Raw genomic sequence first — 23502 nt, 5'->3', positions numbered from 1 at the left:
CGCCACCCGAACCCCGCTCCCCCGACCCCCACCCCATCGCCCGCCCCCGTCACGCGCCCCCCAGCACCTCACGAAGCCGCCGCGCGAACGCCCGAGGATGGGACAGATTGCCGTTGTGCCCCCCGGGAAATTCCGCCGCATCGACCCCCACCAACGCCTCCAGCGCCACCGCGCACCGGCGAGTGAACACACGATGCAGCGTGGCGACCCCCCGCCCGGGAATGACGCGCGTCTCCGTGGCCCGCAGCGCCTCCAGCGGCAACACGTCACCGACCACCGCAGGGAACTCCCGCCCGATGAAGAAGTCGAAGTTGGCCATCCGTCGCCCGTTCATCGGCTGCGCCGTCAGCCCCGGCTCACGATCCTCGCTCCCCGGCTCGATGCCCAGGTGAGCCGCGATCGCGGGAAACGCGGCCGCCATTCCCTCCCGCGCGTGGATCCCCCGAATCGCCATCAACTCGGCACGATGCGCGTCGCCTTCGGCAGCGGTCAGCAGCCACGGCGCCACCGGCTCGTGCGCGATCAACGTCCGCAACGCCCCCGGGTGGGCCGCGGCCACATGCAGCCCGATCAACGCCCCCATGCTCATCCCGAGCATCGCCGCGGGCCGATCGCCGAGTTCGGCCAACAGTCGCGCCACATCGTCCGCGTGGTCCTCGATCGTCACCGGCGCGGCCGGGTCGGTCAACGTACTCCGGGAGAGCCCGCGCCGGTCGTACGTCACCACCGTGTAGTCCGCAACCAGCCGCCCGACCAGGTCGGCGCTGCGCCCCGCGTCGCCCTCCCCGCTCTCCCCGATCAGCAACAGCGGCCCGGAGCCCCGCACTTCGTAGTACAACTCGGCACCCGGCACGGACAACACAGCACCTGCGGCAAGACTCGCGGCCATGACGCTCCCCCAAGAAGTCGTTCCGTGTCGTCCCGGGCCGGTCCGACAACCACAACCGTAATTCATCAAATCCGATACATCAATAACGATGCATTAAAACTGATGCATCAGCAGAGATGCATCCATCTCGATGTACTATCCGCCCATGACGACCCCACCGCAGCCACCCCTGACCCCGGTCGACCTCTTCCTCCTGGGCCGCACCCTCATGAAGATCGGCGAGGAAGCCCTCCCGGCCCCCCAAGCGCCCACGGACGGCACCGACCGCCACCCCGGCGGCACACGTTCCGTGCTGATCGCCCTGAGCGACATCGTCGCCCACCCCGACAGCGCCGTCGGCGAGATCGCCCGCCGTACCGGCCTGCCCCAGAGTCAGGTCTCCACCGCCGTGGCCCGGCTCAAGGAGACCGGCTCGATCGAAACCACCCAGGACCCCACCGACCGCCGCCGGCTACTGGTCCGCCCGGCCGCCGACCCGTCCCCAAGGGTCACCGAGGTCCGCGCCGCCGGCATCGAGGACGTTTTGGCACGCGTGCTGGCCACCACCGACGAGCAGGTGGTCACCCGGGTCACCGAAGCACTGGCCCTGCTCGCCCGACACCTACCACCCACAGCCGTGGCGCGACTCGGGTCCTGACGCCCAATCAGCGAGCGGTGATCTCCGGCTCGATCGTGAAAGCCCTTGAGCGGTCCCACGTGCATGGGAAACGGGCGTTCCCCGAGCAACCCGCGTCTCGGACGTGTAGTCACCTTTGGCGGGCTCGGGATCCGCAAGCACGGTCACCGTCGCAAAGCCGTCGAAGCCGTCGAAGCCGTCGAAGCCGTCGAAGCCGTCGAAGCCGTCGAAGCCGTTCCCGACGACCGCATGCCGCCCCCGGTCGAGCCGATCCGACTCGACCGCCCATCACCGGAACGAGTGATCCACTACCGCAACTTCCGCGCCACTTCGGTCGCCCAATACGTCAGAATCGACGACGCCCCCGCGCGCCGGATCGAGGTGAGCGTCTCCAGCACCACCCGGTCCCGGTCGATCCAGCCGTTCGCCGCCGCCGCCTCGACCATCGCGTACTCGCCGCTGACCTGGTAGGCCGCCACCGGCACATGCACCTCGTCGGCAATCCGCCGAATGATGTCCAGGTACGACATCGCGGGCTTGACCATCACCAGATCCGCGCCCTCGGCCACGTCCAACAGGACCTCGCGCACCGACTCCTCGGCGTTGGCCGGGTCCTGCTGGTAGGTCGTCCGGTCGCCCTGGAGCGTGGATTCGACCGCCTCGCGGAACGGACCGAAGAAGCCCGACGCGTACTTCGCGCTGTACGCCAGGATCGACACGTCCAGATACCCGGCATCGTCCAACGCCCGCCGGATCGCCCCGACCTGACCGTCCATCATCCCGCTGGGCCCGACCATGTGTACGCCCGCGTCGGCCTGCACCACGGCCATCCGCGCATACGCGGCCAACGTCGCGTCGTTGTCGACCGAGCCGTCCGCGGCCAGCACACCGCAGTGCCCGTGGTCGGTGAACTCGTCCAGACACAGGTCGGACATCACCACCGCGTCGGCGCCCACCTCGGCCACCACGTCGCGGATGGCGACCTGGAGCACGCCCTCGGGGTCGAAACCCGCCGAGCCGAGCGCGTCCTTGACCGTCGGGATGCCGAACAACATCAGCCCGCCGACCCCCGCCGCGACCGCGTCGTGCGCGGCCTTGCGCAGCGAGTCACGGGTGTGCTGCACGACGCCCGGCATCGAGGAGATCGGCACCGGTTCGCTCGCGCCCTCGCGCACGAACAGCGGCAGGATCAACTCGGCGGGATGCAGCCGGGTCTCCGCGACCAGGCGGCGCACCGCCGGGGACGTACGCAACCGCCGGGGGCGCTGCGTGGGAAACCCTGACGATGCGTCAGCCTGGTACGACATCAGAACTACTCGGCCTTCCTCATGGGCGGCCCGACACCCAATCGACCAAGCGTCGCGCCCGCCACTCCAGCAAACCTATTTGGCCTTCCGCCGCGACCCGGGCCGCCGTTCGCTCGGCCGAGTCACCGGGTCGCCTGCCTCGACCATAGCCGCGCGACGCGCCGTACCGAATTCCGCGAGTGCCTCGGCCAGCGCGGAGACCGACGGCTCGGGAGCCATCACGTCCACGCGTAGACCGTGCTCCTCGGCGGTCTTCGCGGTCGCCGAGCCGATACACGCGATCACCGTCACCGCGTGCGGCTTGCCCGCGATGCCGACCAGGTTGCGCACCGTCGAGGACGACGTGAACAGGACCGCGTCGAAGCCGCCGCCCTTGATCGCCTCGCGGGTGTCCGCCGGCGGCGGCGCCGCGCGCACCGTGCGGTACGCGGTGACGTCGTCGACCTCCCAGCCCAGCTCGACCAGCCCGGCCACCAGCGTCTCGGTGGCGATGTCGGCGCGCGGCAGGAACACCCGGTCGATCGGGTCGAAGACCGGGTCGTACGGCGGCCAGTCCTCCAGCAACCCGGCGGCGGACTGCTCGCCCGAGGGCACCAGGTCCGGCTTGACGCCGAACTCGACCAGCGCCCGCGCGGTCGCCTCACCCACCGCCGCGACCTTGATGCCCGCGAAGGCACGCGCGTCCAGGCCGTAGTCCTCGAACCGCTCGCGCACCGCGCGCACGGCGTTGACCGACGTGAACGCGATCCACTCGTAGCGGCCGGTGACCAGGCCCTTGATCGCCCGCTCCATCTGCTGCGGCGTGCGCGGGGGCTCGACCGCGATGGTCGGCACCTCGTGCGGCACCGCGCCGTACGAGCGCAGTTGCTCGGAGAGCGTGACCGCCTGCTCCTTGGTGCGCGGAACCAGCACCTTCCAGCCGAACAGGGGCTTGGTCTCGAACCACGACAGGGTGTCGCGCTGGGCGACCACCTCGCCGACGACCACGACGGCCGGCAGCGTGATCTTCGCGGACCGCACGTCGGAGGCCACCTGGGCGAGCGTGCTCACCAGGGTGCGCTGCTCGGTGGTGGTGCCGTTGACCGTGACCGCCACCGGCGTGGCCGGCTTGCGACCGCCGGCGACCAGTTCCTGGGCGATCTCGGCGATCGAGTCGAGTCCACCGCGCAGCACGAGCGTGCCGTCGACGGAGCCGACCGTGGCCCAGTCGATCGATGCCTCGGCCATGTCGAGGACACGCACGCCACCGCTGCCCTTGGCCGCGTGCAGCGGGATGCCCGCGTAGGTGGGCACGGCCGTGCTGACCGGGACGCCCGGCACGACCTCGAAGACGATCTTCGCCTTCGCCACCGCCGTGACCTCGTCGGTGACCGACTGGTCCACGCACGGGTCACCCGCCACGGCCCGGACGACCTGCCTGCCCGACCGCGCGGCGGCCACGACGACCTTGGCCCGGGCAACGGCGGACAGGAGTTCCCCGTCGTCACCGGTCACCGGGTCGAGGACCTCGACGCCGCTCTTGCAGTGGAACAGGACCTGGCGCAGCGTCGCCTCGTCGGCGACCACCACATCGGCCTCGGCCAGCACCTCGATGGCCCGCAGTGTGAGCAGTCGTGGGTCGCCGGGACCGGCACCCACAAAGGTCACGATGCCGCTGGGCTTCTTCTTCGCTCTGGGGCTCAAGGGACGCGCTCCCCCATCAAACCGGAGGCCCCTCGGGCGAGGAGTTCGGCCGCGAGTTCGCGCCCGATCTTCTCCGCCTCGTCGAGGGTTCCGGTGGCGGACAACCGTACGCTTTCGGTGCCGTCGACATTCGCGACTACGGCCCGCAGGTACAGCTCGGTGACCTGCTCGCCCTCGGCGACCTCACAGAGGGCGCCGACCGGAGCCGAACATCCGGCTTCCAACACGGCGAGCAGCGTGCGCTCGGCCAGTACGGCGGCTCGGGTGTCCGAGTCGTCCAAACCGGCGAGCAGTTCGACGAGGGCGACATCGTGTGCCGCACACTCGACGGCCAATGCCCCTTGACCGGGGGCAGGCAGCATGTGGAGCGGATCGAAGGTCTCGGTGACCTCCTCCGCACGGCCCAGGCGGCCGAGGCCGGCCTTGGCCAGGACGACGGCGTCGAGTTCGCCGGACGTCACGAAGCCGATCCGGGTGTCGACGTTGCCGCGGATCGGCACGATCTCGTGGCCGAGCCCGAGCAGCAACAACTGCGCGGCGCGGCGCGGCGAGCCGGTTCCGATCCGGGAGCCGGCCGGCAACTCGGCGAGCGCGAGCCCGTCCCGGGCCACCAGCGCGTCGCGCGGATCGTGCCGCGGCGGGATCGCCACCAGGGCGACCCCTTCGGCGTCGCCGGTCGGCAGGTCCTTGAGCGAGTGCACGACGAAGTCGACCTCGCCGGCCAGCAGCGCGTCACGCAGGGCGTTGACGAAGACGCCGGTGCCGCCGATCTGGGTGAGCTGCTCGCGCGAGGTGTCGCCGTGGGTGGTGATCTCCACCAACTCCACGGCCCGGCCGGTCAGCCGCGTGACGGCGTCGGCGACGTGCCCCGACTGGGCCATCGCCAGCTTGCTGCGCCGGGTGCCCAGCCGCAACGGTGCTTCGGTCACGCCACACCTTCCACTGCGTCGGGGGCGTCCGCCCGGCGGACCACCTCGGGGGTGCCGGGGTCGAGGTCGAACAACATCCGCAGCGCTTCGGCGTACGACGAGCCGGCGGGCTCGCCGGCCAACTGCTTGACCCGCACCGTCGGCGCGTGCAGCAGCTTGTCCACCACGCGCCGCACGGTCTGCTCGACCTCGGCGCGCACCCGGTCGTCCATCTCCGGAACCCGACCGACCAGCCGGTCCAGCTCGGCCCTGACCACGTCCGAGCCCATGCTGCGCAGTGCGACCACGGTCGGCGCGACCTGCTGTGCCTGCTGGGCGGTCGCGAACGCCGCGACCTCCTCGCAGACGATCTTGCGCACCAGGTCCACGTCGGCCTCGCCGGCCGTGCCGGCGGAGACCTCGGCGAGCCGTTCCAGGTCGATCAGTACGACGCCGTCCAGCTCGCGCACGCTCGGGTCGATGTCGCGCGGCAGCGCCAGGTCGATCAACACGAGCGGCTGCTCGACGCCGCGCTCGCGGCGCACCGCGAGCACCGCCTCGATCTCGTCCCGGCCGATCACCAGACCGGCCGCGCCGGTGCAGGAGACCACCAGGTCGACCGAGGACAGCGCGTCCGGCAGTGCGGACATCGGCACGGCCCGGCCGGCCACCGACTCGGCCAGGTGTTCGGCCCGCTCGTAGGTGCGGTTCGCCACCACGATGTGCCCGACGCCCTCGCGGTGCAGCGTCTTGGCGGCCAGCGCGCTCATCGATCCCGCGCCCACCACGAGTGCCCGGCAACCCTCGACCGGGCCCATCGAGCGCTCGGCCTGGGTCAGCCCCACCGTCATCAGCGAGCGACCGGCCTGGTCGATGCCGGTCTCGGTGTGCGCCCGCTTGCCCACCCGCAGCGCCTGCTGGGTGAGTTCGTTGAGCACCCGACCGGCGGTGCCGTGGGTCTGCGCGAGCGCCAGCGCGGCCTTTATCTGGCCGAGGATCTGTCCCTCGCCGACGACCATCGAGTCGAGTCCGCAGGCGACCGAGAACAGGTGCTGGACGGCGCGGTCCTCGTAGTGCACGTACAGGCACGGGGTCAGCTCGGACACCGGCACGCCGGTGTGCCGCGACAACAGGTTGCCCAGCTCGGTGACACCGCCGTGGAAGCGATCCACGTCCGCGTAGACCTCGACCCGGTTGCAGGTCGACAGCAGCACGGCCTCGCCCACCGGTTCGGCCGCGATCAGGTCGTGCAGCAGCGCCTCCTGGGCCGTCCCGGAGACCGAGACGCGCTCCAGGAGACCGACCTCGGCCGTGCGGTGACTCAGACCGACCGCCAGGACACTCATGGTGTCTTCCTACCGTTGTTCGCCGTGTTCGCGGGCGCGACACCCACGCGACAGCCGGTCACGCGGGCATCACCTCGGGGAGATCGCCGCGTTCCCCCGGCTTCGAGGGTCGCGCCGGAACCGGTCCCGCGACGGGATCGAGACCGGACTTGCGCTGTTCGTGGAAGGCCAGGATCTGCAGTTCGATGGACAGATCCACCTTGCGCACGTCCACCCCCTCGGGAACCGAGAGCACGGTCGGCGCGAAGTTCAGGATGCTCGTGATCCCGGCGGCGACCAGTCGGTCGCACACCTCCTGCGCGGCCGGCGCGGGCGTGGTGATCACGCCGATCGACACGTGGTCCTCGCGCACGATCTGCTCGAGGTCGTCCATGTGCCGCACCGCCATGCCCGCGATCCGCTGACCGGTGACCGCCCGATCGGCGTCCAGGAGCGCCGCCACGCGGAACCCGCGCGAGGCGAATCCACCGTAGTTGGCCAGGGCGTGACCCAGATTTCCTATGCCGATGATGGCGACCGGCCAGTCTTGGGTGAGCCCGAGTTCACGCGAGATTTGGTACACGAGATACTCGACGTCGTAACCGACCCCACGGGTGCCGTAGGAGCCGAGATACGACAGGTCCTTGCGCAGCTTCGCTGAATTCACCCCGGCGGCAGCGGCGAGTTCCTCGGACGAGACCGTGGGAACACCCCGCTCCGACAGCGCACTGAGCGCCCGGAGGTACAGCGGAAGCCGCGCCACCGTCGCCTCGGGGATGCCACGTCCCCGTTGCGCCGGTCGCTCGGTACGCCCTGTAGCCACGCTGCTCCTGTGGGTGGGACCTGGGATTTCGATTGCCAGGTTAGGCTTTTGTGAACGTACGCACAAAGTAGGTGTCCGATTTGAGCGCCTGTCGTGATGCTCATCACGCCTTGGTTCCGAATCGGAGCGTGAACTCGGTCACACGAGGTGACGTCCGCGTGGTCCATGCGTAGTCGTGGTGGCCGATCGTGCACGACCCCCTACCGTACGTGTCGGCAAAATTTCCCTCCGGCGGCCCCCTGCGTCGACCCCGCCGCCGGCGTCGGGCCGAACGATTGGGGCGCGCGGACGGTCAGCCCCCCAGAGCCCGGCGCAACCGCCGCTCGTCCACTCGCCAGAAATCGTGCTGCCGGTCGTCCACCAACGTCACCGGGATCTGCTCCCAGTACTTGTGCTGGAGCTCCGGGTCCCCGGTGATGTCGACCTCCGTCCAGGTCACGCCCAGTTCCCCGGCCACCCGTTCGATGACGACACGGGCGTCGTCACACAGGTGACAACCGGGCTTGCTGAGCAGCGTCACGGTGTGGGTCGCGGCGTCGGCGCGGCGGCGGAAGAGATTCACGTCCTCGATTGTCACCCGTCGGGGGCGCCGGCCAGAAGGCCGCCCGCGCTCCGGGGCGCCGACGGCGCGGGCGAGTCGGCGCGGTCCCGGTTTCACCGACGCGGCGCGGCGCGGCAAGACAACCGCCACACAGTCGCAATACACGCCTACTACGCTCGACCACATGGTTCTCTTGCGCCGGCGATCGACGACCAAGAACACCAACGACAGCGCCGTGCGGGCGGGCGAGGCCGCTGCCGCCGCCGCGCACGCGAGCGCCCCGCCACGCGCCCCCGGCGAGGACGGCCTGCCCACCCCGATCGGCGCCGCGTTCTTCGACCTGGACAACACCGTGATGCGCGGCGCGTCGATCTTCCACCTGGCCCGGGGGCTGTACGCCCGCCGGTTTCTCGGCGCCCGCGACATCGCCCGGTTCGGCTGGCAGCAGGCCCGGTTCCGGCTCGGCGGCGAGCACATGGGCCACGTGGGTGACGCCCAGGAGGCCGCGCTGTCGTTCGCGAAGGGCCATACGGTCGAGGAGATCCGGGTGATCGGCGAGGAGATCTTCGACGAGTGCATGGCGGACAAGATCTGGCCGGGCACCCGGGGGCTGGCCCAGATGCACCTGGACGCGGGCCGACAGGTCTGGCTGGTCACCGCCGCACCGATCGAGATCGCCACCACGATCGCCGGCCGACTGGGCCTGACCGGCGCGCTGGGCACCGTCTCGGAGACCAGTGACGGCGTGTACACCGGTCGGCTGGTCGGCGAACTGCTGCACGGCGAGGCCAAGGCGGAGGCCGTGCGCGCGCTCGCGGACCGCGAGGGCCTGGACCTGACCGACTGTTCGGCCTACAGCGACTCGGCCAACGACATCCCGATGTTGACCCTGGTGGGCGATCCGTGCGCGGTCAATCCGGATCTGCGGTTGCGCCGCCACGCCCGGGCGTACGGGTGGCGCGTGAAGGACTACCGCACCGGTCGCAAGGCCGCCCGCATCGGGCTGCCGGCCGCCGCCGGCGTGGGTGCGGTCGCCGGCGCGCTGGTCGCCGGCACCGCCGTACGACGTCGGGTGCCCGGCCGCGTCTGAGCGGCCCACCGAAACCCCCGCGCACCCCCTGCGACCTGCGACGAGGGGGTTGTTTCGGGCTGCCCGGGGACGCCCGAACGGCGGCGAGTTGTCCGCATATAGCACACCTGACCCGGGACAACCCGGCAAACACGCAAAGAGCACACAACAGCGGTCGATCCCGGTAGCTTCACAACGCCGATGGGCACACTTGGTATCCCTTCCTTTACTAAGCGTTATTCTCGATCGGCGCACAGCGGTATCCAACTTCCCTACTATGGGTGATCGATTCCGCACCGAACGTAATTACCGCTGAAGCAACAGGGAGTCCCGTGCACCGAATCGTCCGGGTTGACGTGTCCGGGCTGGCGACACTGCGTGCGGCGGTGTGCGCGAGCTTTGCCCCTCCGTCCGTAGGCTTCGCCGCCACCGCCGGTTACGGAGCCGGGGTCTGTTGCGCGACCTCGGGTCGGCCCGTGGGCTTCGCCCTCGCGGCGCGCGCCGGCACCACCGAACCGACCCGTCCGACCCGAGGCTCCGGATACACCCGGGGACCGGGTCCGGACGGCGAGGCCCGCCGCATCATGGCCCTCGTCGAACTCGCCCAGGACGGCGACGGCGATGCCTTCGCCCAGCTTTACGACAACTACTTCGACACCGTCTACCGGTACATCTACTACCGGGTCGGCGGCCGTGCCGTCGCCGAGGATCTGACCAGCGAGACCTTCCTGCGCGCGCTGCGCCGGATCGGCACCTTCACCTGGCAGGGCCGCGACTTCGGCGCGTGGTTGGTGACCATCGCGCGCAACCTGGTCGCCGACCACTTCAAGTCCAGCCGATTCCGCCTCGAAGTCACCACCGGGGAGATGCTCGACGCCAACGAGGTCGAGTCCAGCCCCGAGGACTGCGTCCTGGAATCGTTGTCCAACGCGGCCCTCCTGGACGCCGTGCACAAGCTCAACCCCCAACAGCAGGAGTGCGTGACCCTGCGCTTCCTGCAGGGACTCTCGGTCGCGGAGACCGCACAGATCATGGGTAAGAACGAGGGGGCGATCAAGACGTTGCAATACCGCGCCGTACGGACGCTCGCCAGGCTGCTGCCCGAGGACGTGCGGTGAATCACACTTCCGTAACCTTCGGGGCCGTCGGCTCGTTCTCCCGGATAGCGACCCCCTTCGGGGATCGTTGCGGCGGGGAGCCGCCCTGTGGCCCCCGACCCGGAGACTTCCCTGGACGGACATCCGGGGGGAGGAGGTGCGGCCAGTGAGCATTGCGGCCCTGGATCGGCGACCCGCGAACGCCTTCGCGCGGGCCCTCGACGAGAACGACCGCAACAACCGATCGGCAGATCCTCTGCCCGCGTTGGTTCCGCTGTTGCGGACCGCCGAGCTGCTGCGTGATCGGTCGGAGTCGGCGCCGGTGCCGAGCACGGACTTTCGAGCCGCGCTACGGCAACGTCTGCTGGACGAGGCCGCGGCACTGCCCGCGACCGAGGGCATGGCCACCGTGCCCGCTCCCCGCGGCGCCCATCGCCGCAAGGAGCCGACCGCCCCGCCGCGCACCGTGCGCTGGCGTCGGCGCGCGGCCATCGCGGGCGCGTTCGTGGTGGTCACCGGCGGCGGCCTCGGCGGGGTGGCCTATGCCAGCTCCGACGCGTTGCCCGGCGACATGACGTACGGCGTCAAGCGCACGGTCGAAGACTTCAAGATCTCGCTCGCCGACAACGATCACGAGCGCGGCGAGCGCTATCTCCAGCAGGCCGAGACCCGCATGGGCGAGGCCGAACAGTTGCTCCGGCGAGCTGGCCACACGCCCGCCGACAAGGCGACGGTGCGACACCTGCGGCAGGTGCTCGACGACTGGCGCGACGAGGCCGACAAGGGTCGTGCGCTGCTCACCGACCACTTCCGCAAGAGCGGCAGCGACGGCTCGATGCGCAATCTGGCCGACTTCGCCCGCGCCGGCCACGAGCGCATGGATCGGATCGGCGACCGGCTCCCGCCGGAGTTGTCCTCCGAGCGCGACCGGGTCCGCACCCTGCTCACCGCGATCAACGAGCAGGTCGCCCCGATCGCGGGCACCGCCGGGAAGACCTCGGCCGAGCCCGCCGACGGTGGGCGCACCGACGGATCGCCGGCCGCTCCCGGCGCGAACCCGGGCGGCGCACCCGGCACCGGATCCCAACCGCTCGCCCAGCAGCCCCCGGGCGGCACCGCGGCGAACGACGCACCGCATCCGAACAGCTCGGCGGCGCCGGGCGGTTCCGCCCCCCGGCCACAACCGCAGCAGGACGGCGGCCTGCTGCCGGGGCTGAACATCCCGCTCCTGGGCGGCGCACCGGCGGAGAGTCCCGCCGCCCAATCCGGCGGCGCGGGCACCACCCCGACCCCGGCGAAGACGCCCAAGGGTCAGATCCTCCCGCCGCTGTTGCCCGGCCTGCCCGGCATCGGGCTCAACCTGCTCGGTCCCGCCGAGGAGGATCCGCCCGGCTGAGTCGGCACCCCGGCTCGCCCCCGGCGACAACGCGAGTGGCTCGTGGACGACGTCCACGAGCCACTCGCGTTGTACCGCGGAACGCTCCCGACCGTGCGGGACGCGCCTAGAAAAAGACCGACCGACGCTGCATCAGCAGCCGGTAGATGGTGTGCTGGATCGTCTCGCGCACCTCGTCGGTGAGGTTGAACACCACCATCGGGTCGTCCGCCGCCTCCTGCGCGTACGCGTCGGTGCGAATCGGCTCGCCGAACTCGATCCGCCAGCGGGTCGGCAGCGGCACCAGACCGAGCGGGCCCAGCAGCGGGAAGGTCGGGGTGACCGGGAAGTAGGGCAGGTTCAGCAGGCGGGCGAGCGTGCGCACGTTGCCCACCATCGGGAAGATCTCCTCGGCGCCCACGATCGAGCACGGCACGATCGGCACCCCGGTGCGCAGCGCCGCCGAGACGAAACCGCCGCGGCCGAAGCGTTGCAGCTTGTACCGCTCGCTGAACGGCTTGCCCAGACCCTTGTAGCCCTCGGGCCACACGCCGACCAATTCACCCTTCGCGAGCAGGCGTTCGGCGTCCGCGTGGCAGGCGAGGGTGTGCCCGCTCTTGCGCGCCACCGACCCCACCAGCGGTAGCTGGAAGACCAGGTCGGCGGCGAGCAGTCGCAGATTGCGCTGGTCGGGGTGGTGGTCGTGCACCGCCACCTGGGTCATCAACGCGTCCACGGGCAGCGTGCCGGAGTGGTTCGCGACGATCAGCGCGCCGCCCTTGGCCGGGATGTTCTCCAGGCCGCTGACCTCGACCCGGAAGTACTGCTCGTACACCACCCGCAGCGCGGCCATCAGCTTGTCGTTGAGCTCGGGGTCGAAACCGAACTCGTCCACCTCGTAGTCGCCGGTGATCCGCCGGCGGAGGAAGGCGAGCCCGTCCGCGGCCTTGTCCTCCCAACCCGGCCCGGCCACCCCGTCCAACAACCCGGCGGCGGCACCGCCCACGACCCCGCCGACCGCGCCGGCGAGCGACCCGAGCAACGAACGCCCGGTCCCCGGTTCCCGTCCGCCCGCCGGTGCCCGCCTGGGCCCCGCACCGGCGTCCGCCTTCTCCTCGCCCGTGCTCTCCTCGCCCCGGCCGGCCGGCCGCTCCCGCGTCGGGCGCGCCTCGATCGACCGCACCGGCACCTCACCCTCGACCGGCTCGGGCACCCGGACCGCCCGAGCGGGTCGGGTGGGCCGTCGCCCCGACCGGGGCGCGGGGGTACGCGCGCCGGAGGTGGCACCGTCGAAGGGAATGATCCGGGCGTCACCCATCGGGGCTCCTCCTGGTGAGCAGCAACGTGGCGAGTCGATCGGGCACCTGTGCCAGGCGCCTGGGGTCGAGCAGGCCGGCCGAATGTCGACCCCCGGCATAGTCGGCGAACGTCTCGGCCGTGGTCCTGGCCGCGACGAAGCCCAATTTCTCCCGGGCACGCGTGGGGTCGACCACACGCCCGTGGGTGAGCAGCCGCACCTGCTCGGCGGACAGGTGCACCGAACCCGCGCGGCGCAAACCCTGATTGACCAGCCCGACCGCGGCGGCCGGGAAGGGCAACACCGGTCGACCCAGCCGACGCGCGGCCTGGGACAGGAACAGCACCCCCTCGGCGGCGATGTTGTAGGTGCCGGGCCGATCGGCCGATACGGCGATCCGCAGCGCCTCCAACAGGTCGTCCTCGTGCACGAACTGCAGGCGCGGGTCGTAGCCGAGCACCGTCGGCAACACCGGGAGCCCGAAGTAGGAGCCCATCGGCGAATCGGTCCGCGGCCCGAGCTGCGGCGCGAACCGCAGCACCGTGACCGCGACATCCGGCCGGCGCCGGGCGAAGCCGCGCACGTAGCCCTCGATCTCGACGGCGTCCTTGGCCCAGCCCCCGGTGGGCTGCACGCGCGGTTCGGTGTCCTCGGCGAACAGCGCGGGGTCGCGCGGCGAACCGCCGTAGACGGCGGTGGTCGAGCGCACCACCAGGCGGCGGATCGACGGGGCCTTCTGGCAGGCCGCGAGGAGCTGCATGGTGCCGATGACGTTGGTCTCCTTGATCGAGACCGCGCCGCCGTGGGTCGGCGGCACCTCGCTGGGGCTCAGGTGCACCACGGTGTCCACCGCGGCCGACGCGACCACCTTGGCGATCATCGGGTTGCGGATGTCGGCGAGCACGAAGTCCACCCCGTCGGGGGCGGACGCGGGTTCGACCAGGTCGACCCCGATCACGCGATCGACGCCGGGTTCGTCGCGGATCATCCGCACGAAATCGGCGCCCGGGTCGCCGGCCACGCCGGTGACCATGACGACACGTCCCATGTCGTGCCTCCCCCCGCCCATGTTTGCTCGCCAGGTGATCGCCGGGTGATCGGCATGCAGCCGAATGGTTACGGAACGCATACGCGAGACGACAAGTTCCAACGTATCCGTACCGACTACCCGCCGGGCGCGGGTTTACGAGGCGTTCACACGCGTTCCGCCCATCCGCGTGCCCGGGACATCCGCGCGCAACACCCCGAAACGCACGACGACCGCCCGACGCGTCCCCCGAAGGGAACACGTCGGGCGGTCGCCCAAGGCTTCAGCGGCATACGCCGGTGGGATGCCTACTTCTTGTTGCGACGCTGCACACGCGTCTTCTTGAGAAGCTTGCGGTGCTTCTTCTTCGCCATGCGCTTGCGACGCTTCTTGATGACAGAGCCCACCGACAACCCTCGCTCACGTGACGTTCCTACCGCGCGGAGCCGGATCAGCCCGCACAACTGGGGGCCAGCCTACTCGCCGCCCCGGCCCACCTCTAAACGAGGCGGTCCGTAATGCCCCCCTACGCTGTTTCCACGTAGGAGTCTCGCAGGTAGTCGTGGACGGCCTGTTCCGGAACTCGGAAGGACCGACCAACCCTGATGGCCGGCATCTCGCCACTGTGGACCAGGCGATACACCGTCATCTTGGACACCCGCATCACCGCGGCCACCTCGGCCACAGTCAAGAAGTTGACCTCGTTGAGAGGCCTCTCTCCAGAAGCCATGACGCACCGAACCATTCAGCACGCGTCGGGCGCCGGCTTCCCCTCCGGCGACTGCCACACGCACGTGCGTCCCTCCAGAGTAGTGGCGTGTGGTACCAGTGGGGAAGAGGAGTAGTTATCCCACCTGAATCGCCCATCAGGCCGTTTTATGGATTGATTCCGGACAGTCCGGACCGATCGAGGACGTAGGCCATGAGCGGCTTGTACAGGTGCGGCGCGACGTTGTCGTCGAGCGGGACGACCACCTCGACCCGGCCCTCCTCGGCCGCCACGAACAACGCGGGATCGTTGCAGTCCGCGAAGCCGATCGCGGGAACACCCGCCTGACCTGCACCTCCGGCCCAGCCGTGGTCACCGATCAGCAGATCCGGCAGCGGTTCGCGGGCGGCGGCGAACTCGGCCAGCATCGCCCGGACGCCACGTGCGGAATGGGTGTGCCGGAAGTCTCCCTCGTCGTCGACGACCATCGCGACGTCGCCCCGATACCGGACCGTGCGGCTCTGCCCGCCCTCGGCGGTCGGGGTGCGATAGGTCCATCCGGCGGCGGGGCGCAGGATCGTACAGCCGGCCTCGCGCAGCACCCGGGCCAGGGTGCGGTACCAATCCTGTAGTCCGTTCGGGTGACCGGTGGCCAGGATCACCCGCTCGCGGCGCTTGGCGGCCAGTGCCACCCGGTCCGCGTACGCGTCCAGGGCGGCGATGGTCAGATCCGGGTCGATGGTGTCCTGGCCGCTGCGGTGGGCCGGGTCGGCGACCACTCCGCACCGGCGCACCATCAGTGCCAACACCTCGTCCGGGTTCCACCGGCCGTCCGGTTCGAGGCCGAACAGATGGCCGGGGTGCCGCTCGCTCATCAGTCGGTAGTGCCGGAGGTTGTTCTCCCTCGTGGTCGCCACGTCGCCGGCGATCCGGCCGCGCACGAGGTGGGAGCGAAGCTCCGCGGGGGTGGGAACCGCAACGGTCACGCACAGCTCCTTGGGTCACGGGTCGAGGTCACGGCAGGCGTCGGGGGCGCCGGGTCACAGGTCGAACATCGGGTCGAGACCGTGCGCCGGGAAGACCGCACGTCGGGTGGCCAGAATTGATTGGTCGGTCCGGTCCGCCGGGTCGTAGCCCGCAGAGAATGGCCGAAAATCGCCGGTCCCGCCGTCGGTCATGCGTTGTGGTCCGGTTTCGCGGGTCAACATCCGCACCTCCTCGCGCCAGTCGAGCGGCACCTCCAGGGTGGGCTCGATCGGCGCTCCGGCCGCCTCGGCCACCAGGTGCGTCCAGGTGCGCGGGACCACGTCCACGGCCGCGTAGCCACCGCCGCCGGTGGCGATCCAGCGCCCGCCGGCGTGTTCGTGCGCGAGCGCGTGCAGTGCGGCGTGCGCCGTGCGCTGCGCGTCCAGGCTCAGCGCGAGATGGGCGAGCGGGTCCTCCACGTGGGTGTCCGCGCCGTGCTGGGTGACCAACACGTCCGGGCGAAAGGCCGCGAGCAGGGGCGGCACCACCGCGTCGAACGTGCGCAGCCAGGCCGCGTCGGCGATCCCGGGCGGGAGCGCGACGTTGACCGCGAAGCCCTCGGCGTCCGGGCCGCCGACCTCGTCCGGGAAGCCGGTGCCCGGGAACAGGAAACGCGGGCTCTCGTGCAGGCTGATGGTGAGCACGCGCGGGTCGTTCCAGAACGCCTGCTGCACACCGTCGCCGTGGTGCACGTCGACGTCCACGTAGGCGACCCGCTCGGCGCCGAGTTCGAGCAGCCGCGCGATCGCCAGCGCGGGGTCGTTGTAGACGCAGAATCCGGCCGCGGCGGCGGGCATCGCGTGGTGCAGCCCGCCCGCGAAGTTGATCGCGTGGTCGGCGCCGTCCGGGTGTTCCGGTCCCAGCCACACCGCGTCGGCGGCGGCGATCGAGGCGCCGGCGATCAGCGCGGACACCTCGTGCATGTCGGCGAACGCGGGGGTGTCCTCGGTGCCGATCCCGAACGCCGGATCGGCCTTTCGGGGATCGTGCGAGGCGGCCCGCACGGCGGCGACGTAGGCGTCGGCATGCACCGTGGCCAGTTGTCCGTCGGTGGCGATCGGCGGTGCGCACACCCGCACTTGCGGCAGCTCGTGCAGGCCGAAGGCGCGGATCAGGTCGATGGTCAGGCGCAGGCGTAGCGGCTTCATCGGGTGCCATGAGCCGAAGTCGTAACCGGTCATCCGGTCGTCCCACATCACCTGCACCGCTCGACTCATGCGGTCACGCTACCGCCCGGGCCGGCCCGCGATCATCGGTCGTGAGCGGGTTCACCGTGCGGGGCGAAGGCGCGGGCCAGGGGCACCACCGCGAGCACCAGGAACAGCGGCACCAGCATCGCGACGCGGAACGAGGCGAGGTCGGCGATCCCGCCCACGAGCGGGGTGCCGACCAGAAAGCCGACGTAGTTGAAGATGTTGAGCCGGGCCACCGCCTCGTCCGCGTCCTGCGGCGACTGTCGGCCGCCCGCGGCGAACGTCTGCGGGACCAGGACGCACAGGCCCACGCCCAGGATCACGAAGCCGAGCAGGCCCACCGCGGCGTGCGGGGCGGCCAGCACCACCGCGAAGCCGGCGGCGGCGACGACGGCTCCGCCGCGGACCACGTTGACCATGCCCCAGCGGCGCACGCCGAGGTCGCCCACGCTGCGGCCGATCAAGGTGGTGACCATGTACGCGATGTAGGGGACCACCGCGAACGCCTCGGAGCTGTCCAGCACCTTCTCCAGGTAGACCGCGCTCCAGTTGGCCACCGTCGAGTCGCCGATGTAGGCGAACGTCATCACCAGGCACAGCGGGATCAGCGGGCGCCAGGGCAGCTTGCGGGCGGCGCGGTCGGGGTCGGCGACCGGCATCGCGGCGTCCGTGCCCAGGTAGCCGGGGCCGATCACGAGCAGGGCCGGCACGGTGAGCACGGCGGCTCCCGCGTACATCCACCCCAGTGGGACGTCGCCCCACGCGCACAGTCCGGCGACCCCGGCGCCGGCCAGGCCGCCGAGGCTGTACGAGGCGTGGAAACCGAGCATGATGCTGCGACCGGCCCGGGCCTGGATCGCCACGCCCTGCATGTTCATCGTGGCGTCCACCGCGCCCAGCGAGAGCCCGAACACGAAGAGCACGAGGGCCAGTTGCCACAGTCGATCGCCCGCGCCGACGCCGATCAGGATCGCGCAGACGATCGGCTGGGAGACCCGAAGCACCAACCGGCTGCCGAAGCGCTTGGCCAGCGCGCCGGCGATCACGCTGCCCACACCCGCGACGATCGGCACCACCGACAGGACCGCGGTCAGCGTGCCGTCGCCCATGTCGTAGCGGCGCTGGATCGCCGGGATCCGGGTCACCAGGAGGGCGAAGGACGCGCCCTGGATCAAAAAGCACGCGAGCAGGCTGAACCGCGCCCGGCGCAACATCTCGTCCTTGAACGGCTCCGCCGCCGGTTCGGTCACCTGCATGGGCGTGCACGCTACCGACGGGTCACTTCGACGGACAGAGGCCGGGAAGATCTTTTGATGAATCGTCAGATTCGGTGAGCGGACGAACCGTTCGAAAGTGGTCGAATATCCAGCAGTTCCGGCAGGTCGGCCATGTCCTTGAACAACGAGTCGGCGTCCGCCAACCGCTCCGCCGGAGTCATCGCGGCATAGCCGTACACGGTCATCCCCGCCGCCCGCGCGGCCTCGACCCCCAGCGGACTGTCCTCGATCACCACACAGCGCGCCGGGTCGACGCCCATCGTGGCCGCCGCGTGCAGGAACAGATCGGGCGCCGGCTTGCCCTGCGCGACGTCCTGGCTGCTGAAGCGCACCGGGTCGGGGAAATGCCCGATCAACGCGGTCCGGGTCAGCGCGAGCCGGATGCGCTCGTGCGTGCCTGAGGAGGCCAGGCAGTACGGGACACCCGCGAGGTCGAGGGCGGCGAGCACGTCGGCGACCCCGACCACGGCCTCCAGCTCGGCCCGGAACCCGGCGAACACCCGCTCGTGGTAGACGTGATCGAAGTCGTCCGGCAACGTGACGCCGTCCCGTTCGCGGACGATCGTGTGCACGCGGGCCATGGTGCCGCCGAGGTAGTCGCGCAGCGAGTCCTCGTAACTGGTGGGCACGCCCAGCTCGGTGAGCAGGCCGGCCAGCGCCCGATTGGCGATCGGTTCGCTGTCCACCAGCACGCCGTCGTTGTCGAACAGCACCAGGTCGGGCTTCACTTGAGGCCCTCGGCGATCTCCTGCGACCGGTTGCTCGCGGCTTCCAGCGCGGCCAGCAGCGCGGCCCGTACGCCGTGGTTCTCCAGCTCGCGGATCGCGGCGATCGTGGTGCCGGCCGGCGAGGTGACCGCCTCGCGCAGCAGTGTGGGGTGCTCGCCCGAGTCGCGCAGCATCACCGACGCGCCGATCGCGGCCTGCACGATCAGGTCGTGCGCGGCGGCACGCGGCAGCCCGAGCAGGATGCCGGCGTCGGTCATCGCCTCGACCAGGAAGTAGAAGTAGGCCGGGCCGGAGCCGGACAACGCGGTGACCGCGTCCTGCTGCTTCTCCGGAACACGGATGGTCTTGCCGACCGAACCGAAGATCTCCTCGACCCGCGCCAGGTGTTCCTCGCCGGCGTGCGCGCCGCCGGAGATCGCGCTCATCCCCTCGTCGACCAGCACCGGCGTGTTCGACATGACCCGCACCACGGGGGTGCCGGCGGCCAGGCGCGCCTCCAGGAAGGAGGTGGTGATGCCCGCCGCACCGCTGACGACCAGCCGGTCGGCGGGTACGTGCGGGGCCAACTCGTCCATCAGCGCGGCCATGTCCTGCGGCTTGACCGTCAGGATCAGGATGTCGGCCGCCTTGGCGGCCTCGGCGTTGCCGACCGCCTCCACGCCGTAGCGGCGGCGCAGATCCTCGGCTCGCTCGGCCCGGCGCGTGGTGACCAGGAGGTCGCTTGGGCTCTTGCCCGCCCGGATCATCCCGGACAAGAGCGCTTCACCGATTTTCCCGGTGCCGACGACGGCGACCCGCTGAGCCATGGCCCCACACTTTCTCGCGTTCGTTGCTCCACCGAAGGCACGCCCGGTGCCTCCAGTGGCCACCGTACGGTACGTACACGTGTCCTATGGGGTGCGCCGGCGCAGGGTCAGCGCACCGAGCGCGAGGGCCGCGAGCACGCAGCCGGCGATCACCGCGACATCGCGAAGCAGCAGGCCGGAGACCTCGCTTTCGGTGGTCAGCCGGAGCATCGCGTCCACCGCGTAGGACAGCGGGAACACGGCGGAGATCGCTTCGAGCACCGGCTGCATCTCGTCCCGGGGCACGAACAGCCCGCACAGCAGGAACTGCGGCAGGATCACCGCGGGCAGGAACTGCACGGCCTGGAACTCGGTGTTGGCGAAGGCGCTCACCAGCAGCCCGAGGGCGAGCCCGAGCAGCGCGTCCAGCACCGCGACGCACAGGATCAGCCAGGTCGGCCCGGCCACGTCCAGGTCGAGCAGCCCGATCGCCAGACCGGTGGCCACGACCGCCTGGACCACGGCGACCAGACCGAAGGCGAGCGCGTAGCCGCCGATCAGCTGCAGCTTGCCGATCGGCATCGTGAGCAGCCGCTCCAGCGTGCCGGTGGACCGCTCGCGCAGCGTGGCCACCGAGGTGACCAGGAACATCACCACGAACGGGAAGATCCCCAGCAGCGGCCCGCCGATCCGGTCGAACTGCTGCGGTCGGTCGTCGTAGAGCCAGTACAGCAGGGTGAGCAGCACGCACGGCACGAGCAGCATCAGCGCGATGGTGCGCGGATCGTGCCGCAACTGGGCGAGCACGCGGCGTGCGGTGGCGGCGGTGGCGGCGGTGGTCATGACGCGCTCCCGGAGGCCGAGGGGGCGGTCGAGGGGGCGGCGTCGACCAGCGCGAGGAAGGCCGACTCCGCGTCCCGCGTCCGGGTGCGCTCCAGCAGCGCGGCCGGGGTGTCGTCGGCGAGCAGCACACCGTCGCGCAGCAACAACAACCGCTCGCAGCGCTCGGCCTCGTCCATCACGTGGCTGGACACCAGCAGCGTGACGCCACCGGCGGCGAGCCGATGGAACAGCCCCCACAGATCGCGCCGCAACACCGGGTCGAGGCCGACCGTGGGTTCGTCCAGCACCAGCAGCTCCGGCGCGCCCAGCAGCGCGGCGGCCAGCGAGACCCGGGCCCGCTGCCCGCCGGAGAGCCGGGCCACGGCCGCGTCCTGGCGATCGGTCAGGTCCACCTCGCCGAGCACCCGGTCCACCTCGCCCGCGCCGGCGCCCAGGATCGAGCCGAAGTAGCGCAGGTTCTCCCGCACGGTCAGGTCCGCGTAGACCGACGGCGCCTGCGTCACGTACCCGATCGCGCTGCGCAACCTCCGATGCCCGGCCGGCCGGCCCAACACCTCCAGCCGCCCGCTCACCTGTGCCTGCACCCCGACTATCGCCCGCATCAGCGTGCTCTTGCCGCACCCACTCGGCCCGAGCAACCCGGTGACGCTCCCGCGCGGCACCCCGAACGAGACGTCGTCGAGCACCACGCGCCCACCACGCTCGACCCGCAGCCCCTCGGCCCGGATCGCGTCGCCCCCGACGTAATTCATCATGTGTTGAATATGCGCTTCCCGCCTCCCCTCGTCAAGCGATCGCCCACGTTTTCCCCCGGTCGGCGACGAGGGCACCCCACCTGACGCGCAGCGGACCGTGCGAGGTGCTCGAACGGCTCGGCGGGGGCGGAACGGGCGAGGTCTCCCGGACCCGGAGCCGTCCGGCGAGTCCGTGTTCACCGCGATGGTGGGCCGATAACGCGTCAGGGCGCCCCGGCCGTGGCCGGGGCGCCCTGTGAAACGCGGTTGATCGGTGCGGCGTGAGGGGTCAGTCGAACATCGAGACGTCGCGCACGGCGCCCTTGTCCGCGCTGGTGGCCATCGCCGCGTATGCCTTCAGGGCGGTGCTGACCTGGCGGTCGCGGTCGACCGGGCGGTACTTGCCCAGGTCGTGCAGCAGCCGCTCGCGGCGCTCGGCCAGCTCCTCGAAGGAGACCTCCAGCTCGATCCGCCGGTTCGGGATGTCGATGGTGATGATGTCGCCGTCCCGGACCAGCGCGATCGTGCCGCCGGCCGCCGCCTCCGGCGAGACGTGCCCGATGGACAGGCCCGAGGTGCCGCCGGAGAAGCGCCCGTCGGTGATCAGCGCACACTTGGCGCCGAGCCCGCGACCCTTGAGGAAGGACGTCGGGTAGAGCATCTCCTGCATGCCCGGACCGCCCTTGGGACCCTCGTAGCGCACCACCACGACGTCGCCCTCCTTGACCCGCTTGGTCAGGATCGCGTCGACGGCCGCCTCCTGCGACTCGACCACCACGGCCGGGCCGGAGAAGGTCCAGATCGACTCGTCCACGCCCGCGGTCTTGACCACGCAGCCCGCCTCGGCGAGGTTGCCGTACAGGATGCCCAGGCCGCCGTCCTTGCTGTACGCGTGCTCGACGTCGCGGATGCAGCCCGCCGCGACGTCCAGGTCGAGCGAGTCCCAGCGCTCGGACTGGCTGAACGCGGTGGCCGAGCGCACGCAGCCGGGCCCGGCGTGGAACAGCTCGACCGCCTCGGCGGAGGGCGAACCGCCGCGCACGTCCCAGGTCTTGAGCCACTCGGCCAGCGAGTCGGTGTGCACCGAGCGCACGTCCTCGTGCAGCAGCCCGGCGCGGTACAACTCGCCGAGCAGCGCGGGCACACCGCCCGCGCGGTGCACGTCCTCCACGTGGTACGGCGCGTTGTTCGGCGCCACCTTGGCCAGACACGGCACGCGCCGCGAGAGCGCGTCGATGTCGGCCATGGTGAAGTCCATCTCCGCCTCCTGCGCCGCCGCGAGCAGGTGCAGGATGGTGTTGGTCGAGCCGCCCATGGCGATGTCCATCGACATCGCGTTCTCGAACGCCTCCCGGGTCGCCACGTTGCGCGGCAGCACGCTCTCGTCGTCCTGCTCGTAGTAGCGCTTGGTGATCTCCACCGCCGTGCGGCCCGCGTCCTCGTACAGCGCCTTGCGCGCGGTGTGCGTGGCCAGCACCGAGCCGTTGCCCGGCAGTGCCAGGCCCATCGCCTCGACCAGGAAGTTCATCGAGTTGGCGGTGAACATGCCCGCGCACGAACCGCAGGTGGGACACGCGGCGTTCTCGATCCGCTCCAGGTCCTCGTCGGAGACCTGGTCGGACGCGGAGTCGGCGATCGCGGTGATCAGGTCCAGGTGCGGGCGCACCCGGCCGTCGACCATGACCGCGGTACCGGCCTCCATCGGACCGCCGGAGACGAACACGGCCGGGATGTTCAGCCGCAGCGCGGCCATCAGCATGCCGGGGGTGATCTTGTCGCAGTTGGACACACACACCATGGCGTCCGCCTGGTGCGCGTTGACCATGTACTCCACCGCGTCGGCGATCAGCTCGCGCGAGGGCAGCGAGTAGAGCATCCCGGAGTGGCCCATCGCGATGCCGTCGTCGACGGCGATCGTGTTGAACTCGCGCGGGATGCCGCCTGCGGCGGAGATCGCCTCGGACACGATCCGGCCGACCGGCTGGAGGTGGGTGTGCCCCGGTACGAACTCGGTGAAGCTGTTGGCAACCGCGATGATCGGCTTGCCGAAGTCCTCACGCTTGACGCCTGCGGCCATCAGGAGCGCGCGAGCGCCCGCCATTTCGCGACCGTGGGTGACCGTCCGAGACCTGAGTTGCGGCACTGCACACACCCTCTCAGCAATTCACCGGTGGATCCGGGGTGCTTTCGAGCTTACGTCCGCGACCGCGACGGGCGGCGCGGACGTCCACCATGCGACCCGTCGCCGGC

The 23502-nt window shown here is 70.9% G+C and carries 23 protein-coding genes; 4 read left to right on the top strand and 19 right to left on the bottom strand.

The features are described from left to right. Window positions 1–49 precede the first annotated feature (49 nt). Window positions 50–889: an alpha/beta hydrolase gene (locus ABZ374_RS21050; protein ID WP_360313168.1), complete on the bottom strand. Its 840-nt coding sequence runs from the start codon at window positions 887–889 to the stop codon at window positions 50–52. A 145-nt stretch (window positions 890–1034) separates the two neighbouring features. Here ABZ374_RS21050 and ABZ374_RS21045 point away from each other — a divergent pair, with 145 nt between their 5' ends. Beyond that, complete coding sequence (locus ABZ374_RS21045; RefSeq protein WP_360313166.1) at window positions 1035–1526, top strand: helix-turn-helix domain-containing protein; 492 nt, start codon at window positions 1035–1037, stop codon at window positions 1524–1526. Between the two features lie 287 nt (window positions 1527–1813). Here ABZ374_RS21045 and hemB read toward each other — a convergent pair whose 3' ends face one another. The 6 genes from hemB to ABZ374_RS21015 all read right to left on the bottom strand — a co-directional run bounded on the left by hemB (window position 1814) and on the right by ABZ374_RS21015 (window position 8113). Beyond that, window positions 1814–2812 carry a porphobilinogen synthase gene (gene hemB / locus ABZ374_RS21040; protein WP_360313164.1) on the bottom strand — a complete coding sequence of 333 codons (999 nt, stop codon included), beginning with the start codon at window positions 2810–2812 and terminating at the stop codon, window positions 1814–1816. A 75-nt stretch (window positions 2813–2887) separates the two neighbouring features. Further along, entirely contained in the window at window positions 2888–4495 is a 1608-nt protein-coding gene (locus ABZ374_RS21035; RefSeq protein WP_360313162.1) for a bifunctional uroporphyrinogen-III C-methyltransferase/uroporphyrinogen-III synthase, read from the bottom strand. Continuing rightward, on the bottom strand, window positions 4492–5424 hold the full coding sequence (hemC, locus tag ABZ374_RS21030) for a hydroxymethylbilane synthase (protein WP_360313160.1): 933 nt from the start codon (window positions 5422–5424) through the stop codon (window positions 4492–4494). The genes ABZ374_RS21035 and hemC overlap by 4 nt, the downstream gene beginning before the upstream one ends. Then, window positions 5421–6749, bottom strand: a complete 1329-nt coding sequence (locus ABZ374_RS21025) for a glutamyl-tRNA reductase (RefSeq protein WP_360313158.1) — start codon at window positions 6747–6749, stop codon at window positions 5421–5423. The genes hemC and ABZ374_RS21025 overlap by 4 nt, the downstream gene beginning before the upstream one ends. Window positions 6750–6807: 58 nt before the next feature. Further along, window positions 6808–7551, bottom strand: a complete 744-nt coding sequence (locus tag ABZ374_RS21020; protein ID WP_355534206.1) for a redox-sensing transcriptional repressor Rex — start codon at window positions 7549–7551, stop codon at window positions 6808–6810. 292 nt (window positions 7552–7843) lie between these two features. Then, entirely contained in the window at window positions 7844–8113 is a 270-nt protein-coding gene (locus tag ABZ374_RS21015) for a glutaredoxin family protein (RefSeq protein WP_360313156.1), read from the bottom strand. A 163-nt stretch (window positions 8114–8276) separates the two neighbouring features. Between ABZ374_RS21015 and ABZ374_RS21010 the strand changes: the two genes are divergently transcribed. The 3 genes from ABZ374_RS21010 to ABZ374_RS21000 all read left to right on the top strand — a co-directional run bounded on the left by ABZ374_RS21010 (window position 8277) and on the right by ABZ374_RS21000 (window position 11654). After that, complete coding sequence (locus ABZ374_RS21010) at window positions 8277–9182, top strand: HAD-IB family hydrolase (protein ID WP_360313154.1); 906 nt, start codon at window positions 8277–8279, stop codon at window positions 9180–9182. Window positions 9183–9493: 311 nt separating this feature from the next. Next, window positions 9494–10279 (top strand): ECF subfamily RNA polymerase sigma factor, BldN family, encoded by a 786-nt coding sequence (locus ABZ374_RS21005; RefSeq protein ID WP_360313152.1) that lies wholly within the window; start codon window positions 9494–9496, stop codon window positions 10277–10279. 145 nt (window positions 10280–10424) lie between these two features. Further along, window positions 10425–11654, top strand: coding sequence for a DUF5667 domain-containing protein (locus tag ABZ374_RS21000; RefSeq protein WP_360313150.1), 1230 nt, complete (start codon window positions 10425–10427; stop codon window positions 11652–11654). Window positions 11655–11760: 106 nt separating this feature from the next. On the opposite strand, the gene ABZ374_RS20995 is transcribed toward ABZ374_RS21000, so the two are convergent. The 12 genes from ABZ374_RS20995 to ilvD all read right to left on the bottom strand — a co-directional run bounded on the left by ABZ374_RS20995 (window position 11761) and on the right by ilvD (window position 23395). Then, a complete protein-coding gene (locus tag ABZ374_RS20995) occupies window positions 11761–12951 on the bottom strand; it encodes a lysophospholipid acyltransferase family protein (RefSeq protein WP_360313148.1) in 1191 nt (396 codons plus the stop codon). Further along, the gene (locus ABZ374_RS20990) at window positions 12944–13978 is read right to left on the bottom strand and encodes an NAD-dependent epimerase/dehydratase family protein (RefSeq protein ID WP_360313146.1); all 1035 of its coding nucleotides are present in this window, start codon (window positions 13976–13978) and stop codon (window positions 12944–12946) included. Before ABZ374_RS20990 ends, ABZ374_RS20995 begins: the two co-directional genes overlap by 8 nt. Before the next feature lie 287 nt (window positions 13979–14265). Beyond that, a complete protein-coding gene (locus ABZ374_RS20985; protein ID WP_012854759.1) occupies window positions 14266–14364 on the bottom strand; it encodes an AURKAIP1/COX24 domain-containing protein in 99 nt (32 codons plus the stop codon). 119 nt (window positions 14365–14483) lie between these two features. Beyond that, the gene (locus ABZ374_RS20980; protein WP_020549639.1) at window positions 14484–14687 is read right to left on the bottom strand and encodes a helix-turn-helix domain-containing protein; all 204 of its coding nucleotides are present in this window, start codon (window positions 14685–14687) and stop codon (window positions 14484–14486) included. 146 nt (window positions 14688–14833) lie between these two features. Then, window positions 14834–15652, bottom strand: a complete 819-nt coding sequence (locus tag ABZ374_RS20975; protein ID WP_360313143.1) for a phosphatase — start codon at window positions 15650–15652, stop codon at window positions 14834–14836. 54 nt (window positions 15653–15706) lie between these two features. Beyond that, on the bottom strand, window positions 15707–16909 hold the full coding sequence (locus ABZ374_RS20970; RefSeq protein WP_360313141.1) for an acetoin utilization protein AcuC: 1203 nt from the start codon (window positions 16907–16909) through the stop codon (window positions 15707–15709). A gap of 32 nt (window positions 16910–16941) precedes the next feature. Continuing rightward, window positions 16942–18141 carry an MFS transporter gene (locus tag ABZ374_RS20965; protein ID WP_360313139.1) on the bottom strand — a complete coding sequence of 400 codons (1200 nt, stop codon included), beginning with the start codon at window positions 18139–18141 and terminating at the stop codon, window positions 16942–16944. Between the two features lie 65 nt (window positions 18142–18206). Then, on the bottom strand, window positions 18207–18890 hold the full coding sequence (locus tag ABZ374_RS20960) for an HAD family hydrolase (RefSeq protein WP_360313137.1): 684 nt from the start codon (window positions 18888–18890) through the stop codon (window positions 18207–18209). Next, window positions 18887–19696 carry a pyrroline-5-carboxylate reductase gene (gene proC, locus ABZ374_RS20955; protein ID WP_360313135.1) on the bottom strand — a complete coding sequence of 270 codons (810 nt, stop codon included), beginning with the start codon at window positions 19694–19696 and terminating at the stop codon, window positions 18887–18889. The genes ABZ374_RS20960 and proC overlap by 4 nt, the downstream gene beginning before the upstream one ends. An 84-nt stretch (window positions 19697–19780) precedes the next feature. Continuing rightward, window positions 19781–20518, bottom strand: coding sequence for an ABC transporter permease (locus ABZ374_RS20950; protein ID WP_360313133.1), 738 nt, complete (start codon window positions 20516–20518; stop codon window positions 19781–19783). After that, window positions 20515–21273 carry an ABC transporter ATP-binding protein gene (locus tag ABZ374_RS20945; RefSeq protein WP_360313131.1) on the bottom strand — a complete coding sequence of 253 codons (759 nt, stop codon included), beginning with the start codon at window positions 21271–21273 and terminating at the stop codon, window positions 20515–20517. The genes ABZ374_RS20950 and ABZ374_RS20945 overlap by 4 nt, the downstream gene beginning before the upstream one ends. 268 nt (window positions 21274–21541) lie before the next feature. After that, a complete protein-coding gene (gene ilvD / locus ABZ374_RS20940) occupies window positions 21542–23395 on the bottom strand; it encodes a dihydroxy-acid dehydratase (RefSeq protein WP_360313129.1) in 1854 nt (617 codons plus the stop codon). Window positions 23396–23502 lie beyond the last annotated feature (107 nt).

This window comes from Embleya sp. NPDC005971 (assembly GCF_040629175.1).
In the GTDB taxonomy this organism is placed as follows: domain Bacteria; phylum Actinomycetota; class Actinomycetes; order Streptomycetales; family Streptomycetaceae; genus Embleya.
The sequence above is the reverse complement of the archived record's forward strand: the minus strand, read 5'-3'. Positions and strand labels throughout refer to the sequence as shown.

What these genes read in the sequence shown, in the direction of transcription:
- ABZ374_RS20965 (WP_360313139.1), bottom strand. Translation starts at nt 18,141, where the DNA reads ATGCAGGTGACCGAACCGGCGGCGGAGCCGTTCAAGGACGAGATGTTG.
- ABZ374_RS20995 (WP_360313148.1), bottom strand. Translation starts at nt 12,951, where the DNA reads ATGGGTGACGCCCGGATCATTCCCTTCGACGGTGCCACCTCCGGCGCG.
- ABZ374_RS20945 (WP_360313131.1), bottom strand. Translation starts at nt 21,273, where the DNA reads ATGATGAATTACGTCGGGGGCGACGCGATCCGGGCCGAGGGGCTGCGG.
- ABZ374_RS21050 (WP_360313168.1), bottom strand. Translation starts at nt 889, where the DNA reads ATGGCCGCGAGTCTTGCCGCAGGTGCTGTGTTGTCCGTGCCGGGTGCC.
- ABZ374_RS20980 (WP_020549639.1), bottom strand. Translation starts at nt 14,687, where the DNA reads ATGGCTTCTGGAGAGAGGCCTCTCAACGAGGTCAACTTCTTGACTGTG.
- ABZ374_RS21025 (WP_360313158.1), bottom strand. Translation starts at nt 6,749, where the DNA reads ATGAGTGTCCTGGCGGTCGGTCTGAGTCACCGCACGGCCGAGGTCGGT.
- hemB (WP_360313164.1), bottom strand. Translation starts at nt 2,812, where the DNA reads ATGTCGTACCAGGCTGACGCATCGTCAGGGTTTCCCACGCAGCGCCCC.
- proC (WP_360313135.1), bottom strand. Translation starts at nt 19,696, where the DNA reads ATGGCTCAGCGGGTCGCCGTCGTCGGCACCGGGAAAATCGGTGAAGCG.
- ABZ374_RS20990 (WP_360313146.1), bottom strand. Translation starts at nt 13,978, where the DNA reads ATGGGACGTGTCGTCATGGTCACCGGCGTGGCCGGCGACCCGGGCGCC.
- ABZ374_RS21010 (WP_360313154.1), top strand. Translation starts at nt 8,277, where the DNA reads ATGGTTCTCTTGCGCCGGCGATCGACGACCAAGAACACCAACGACAGC.
- ABZ374_RS20970 (WP_360313141.1), bottom strand. Translation starts at nt 16,909, where the DNA reads ATGAGTCGAGCGGTGCAGGTGATGTGGGACGACCGGATGACCGGTTAC.
- ABZ374_RS20950 (WP_360313133.1), bottom strand. Translation starts at nt 20,518, where the DNA reads ATGACCACCGCCGCCACCGCCGCCACCGCACGCCGCGTGCTCGCCCAG.
- ABZ374_RS21045 (WP_360313166.1), top strand. Translation starts at nt 1,035, where the DNA reads ATGACGACCCCACCGCAGCCACCCCTGACCCCGGTCGACCTCTTCCTC.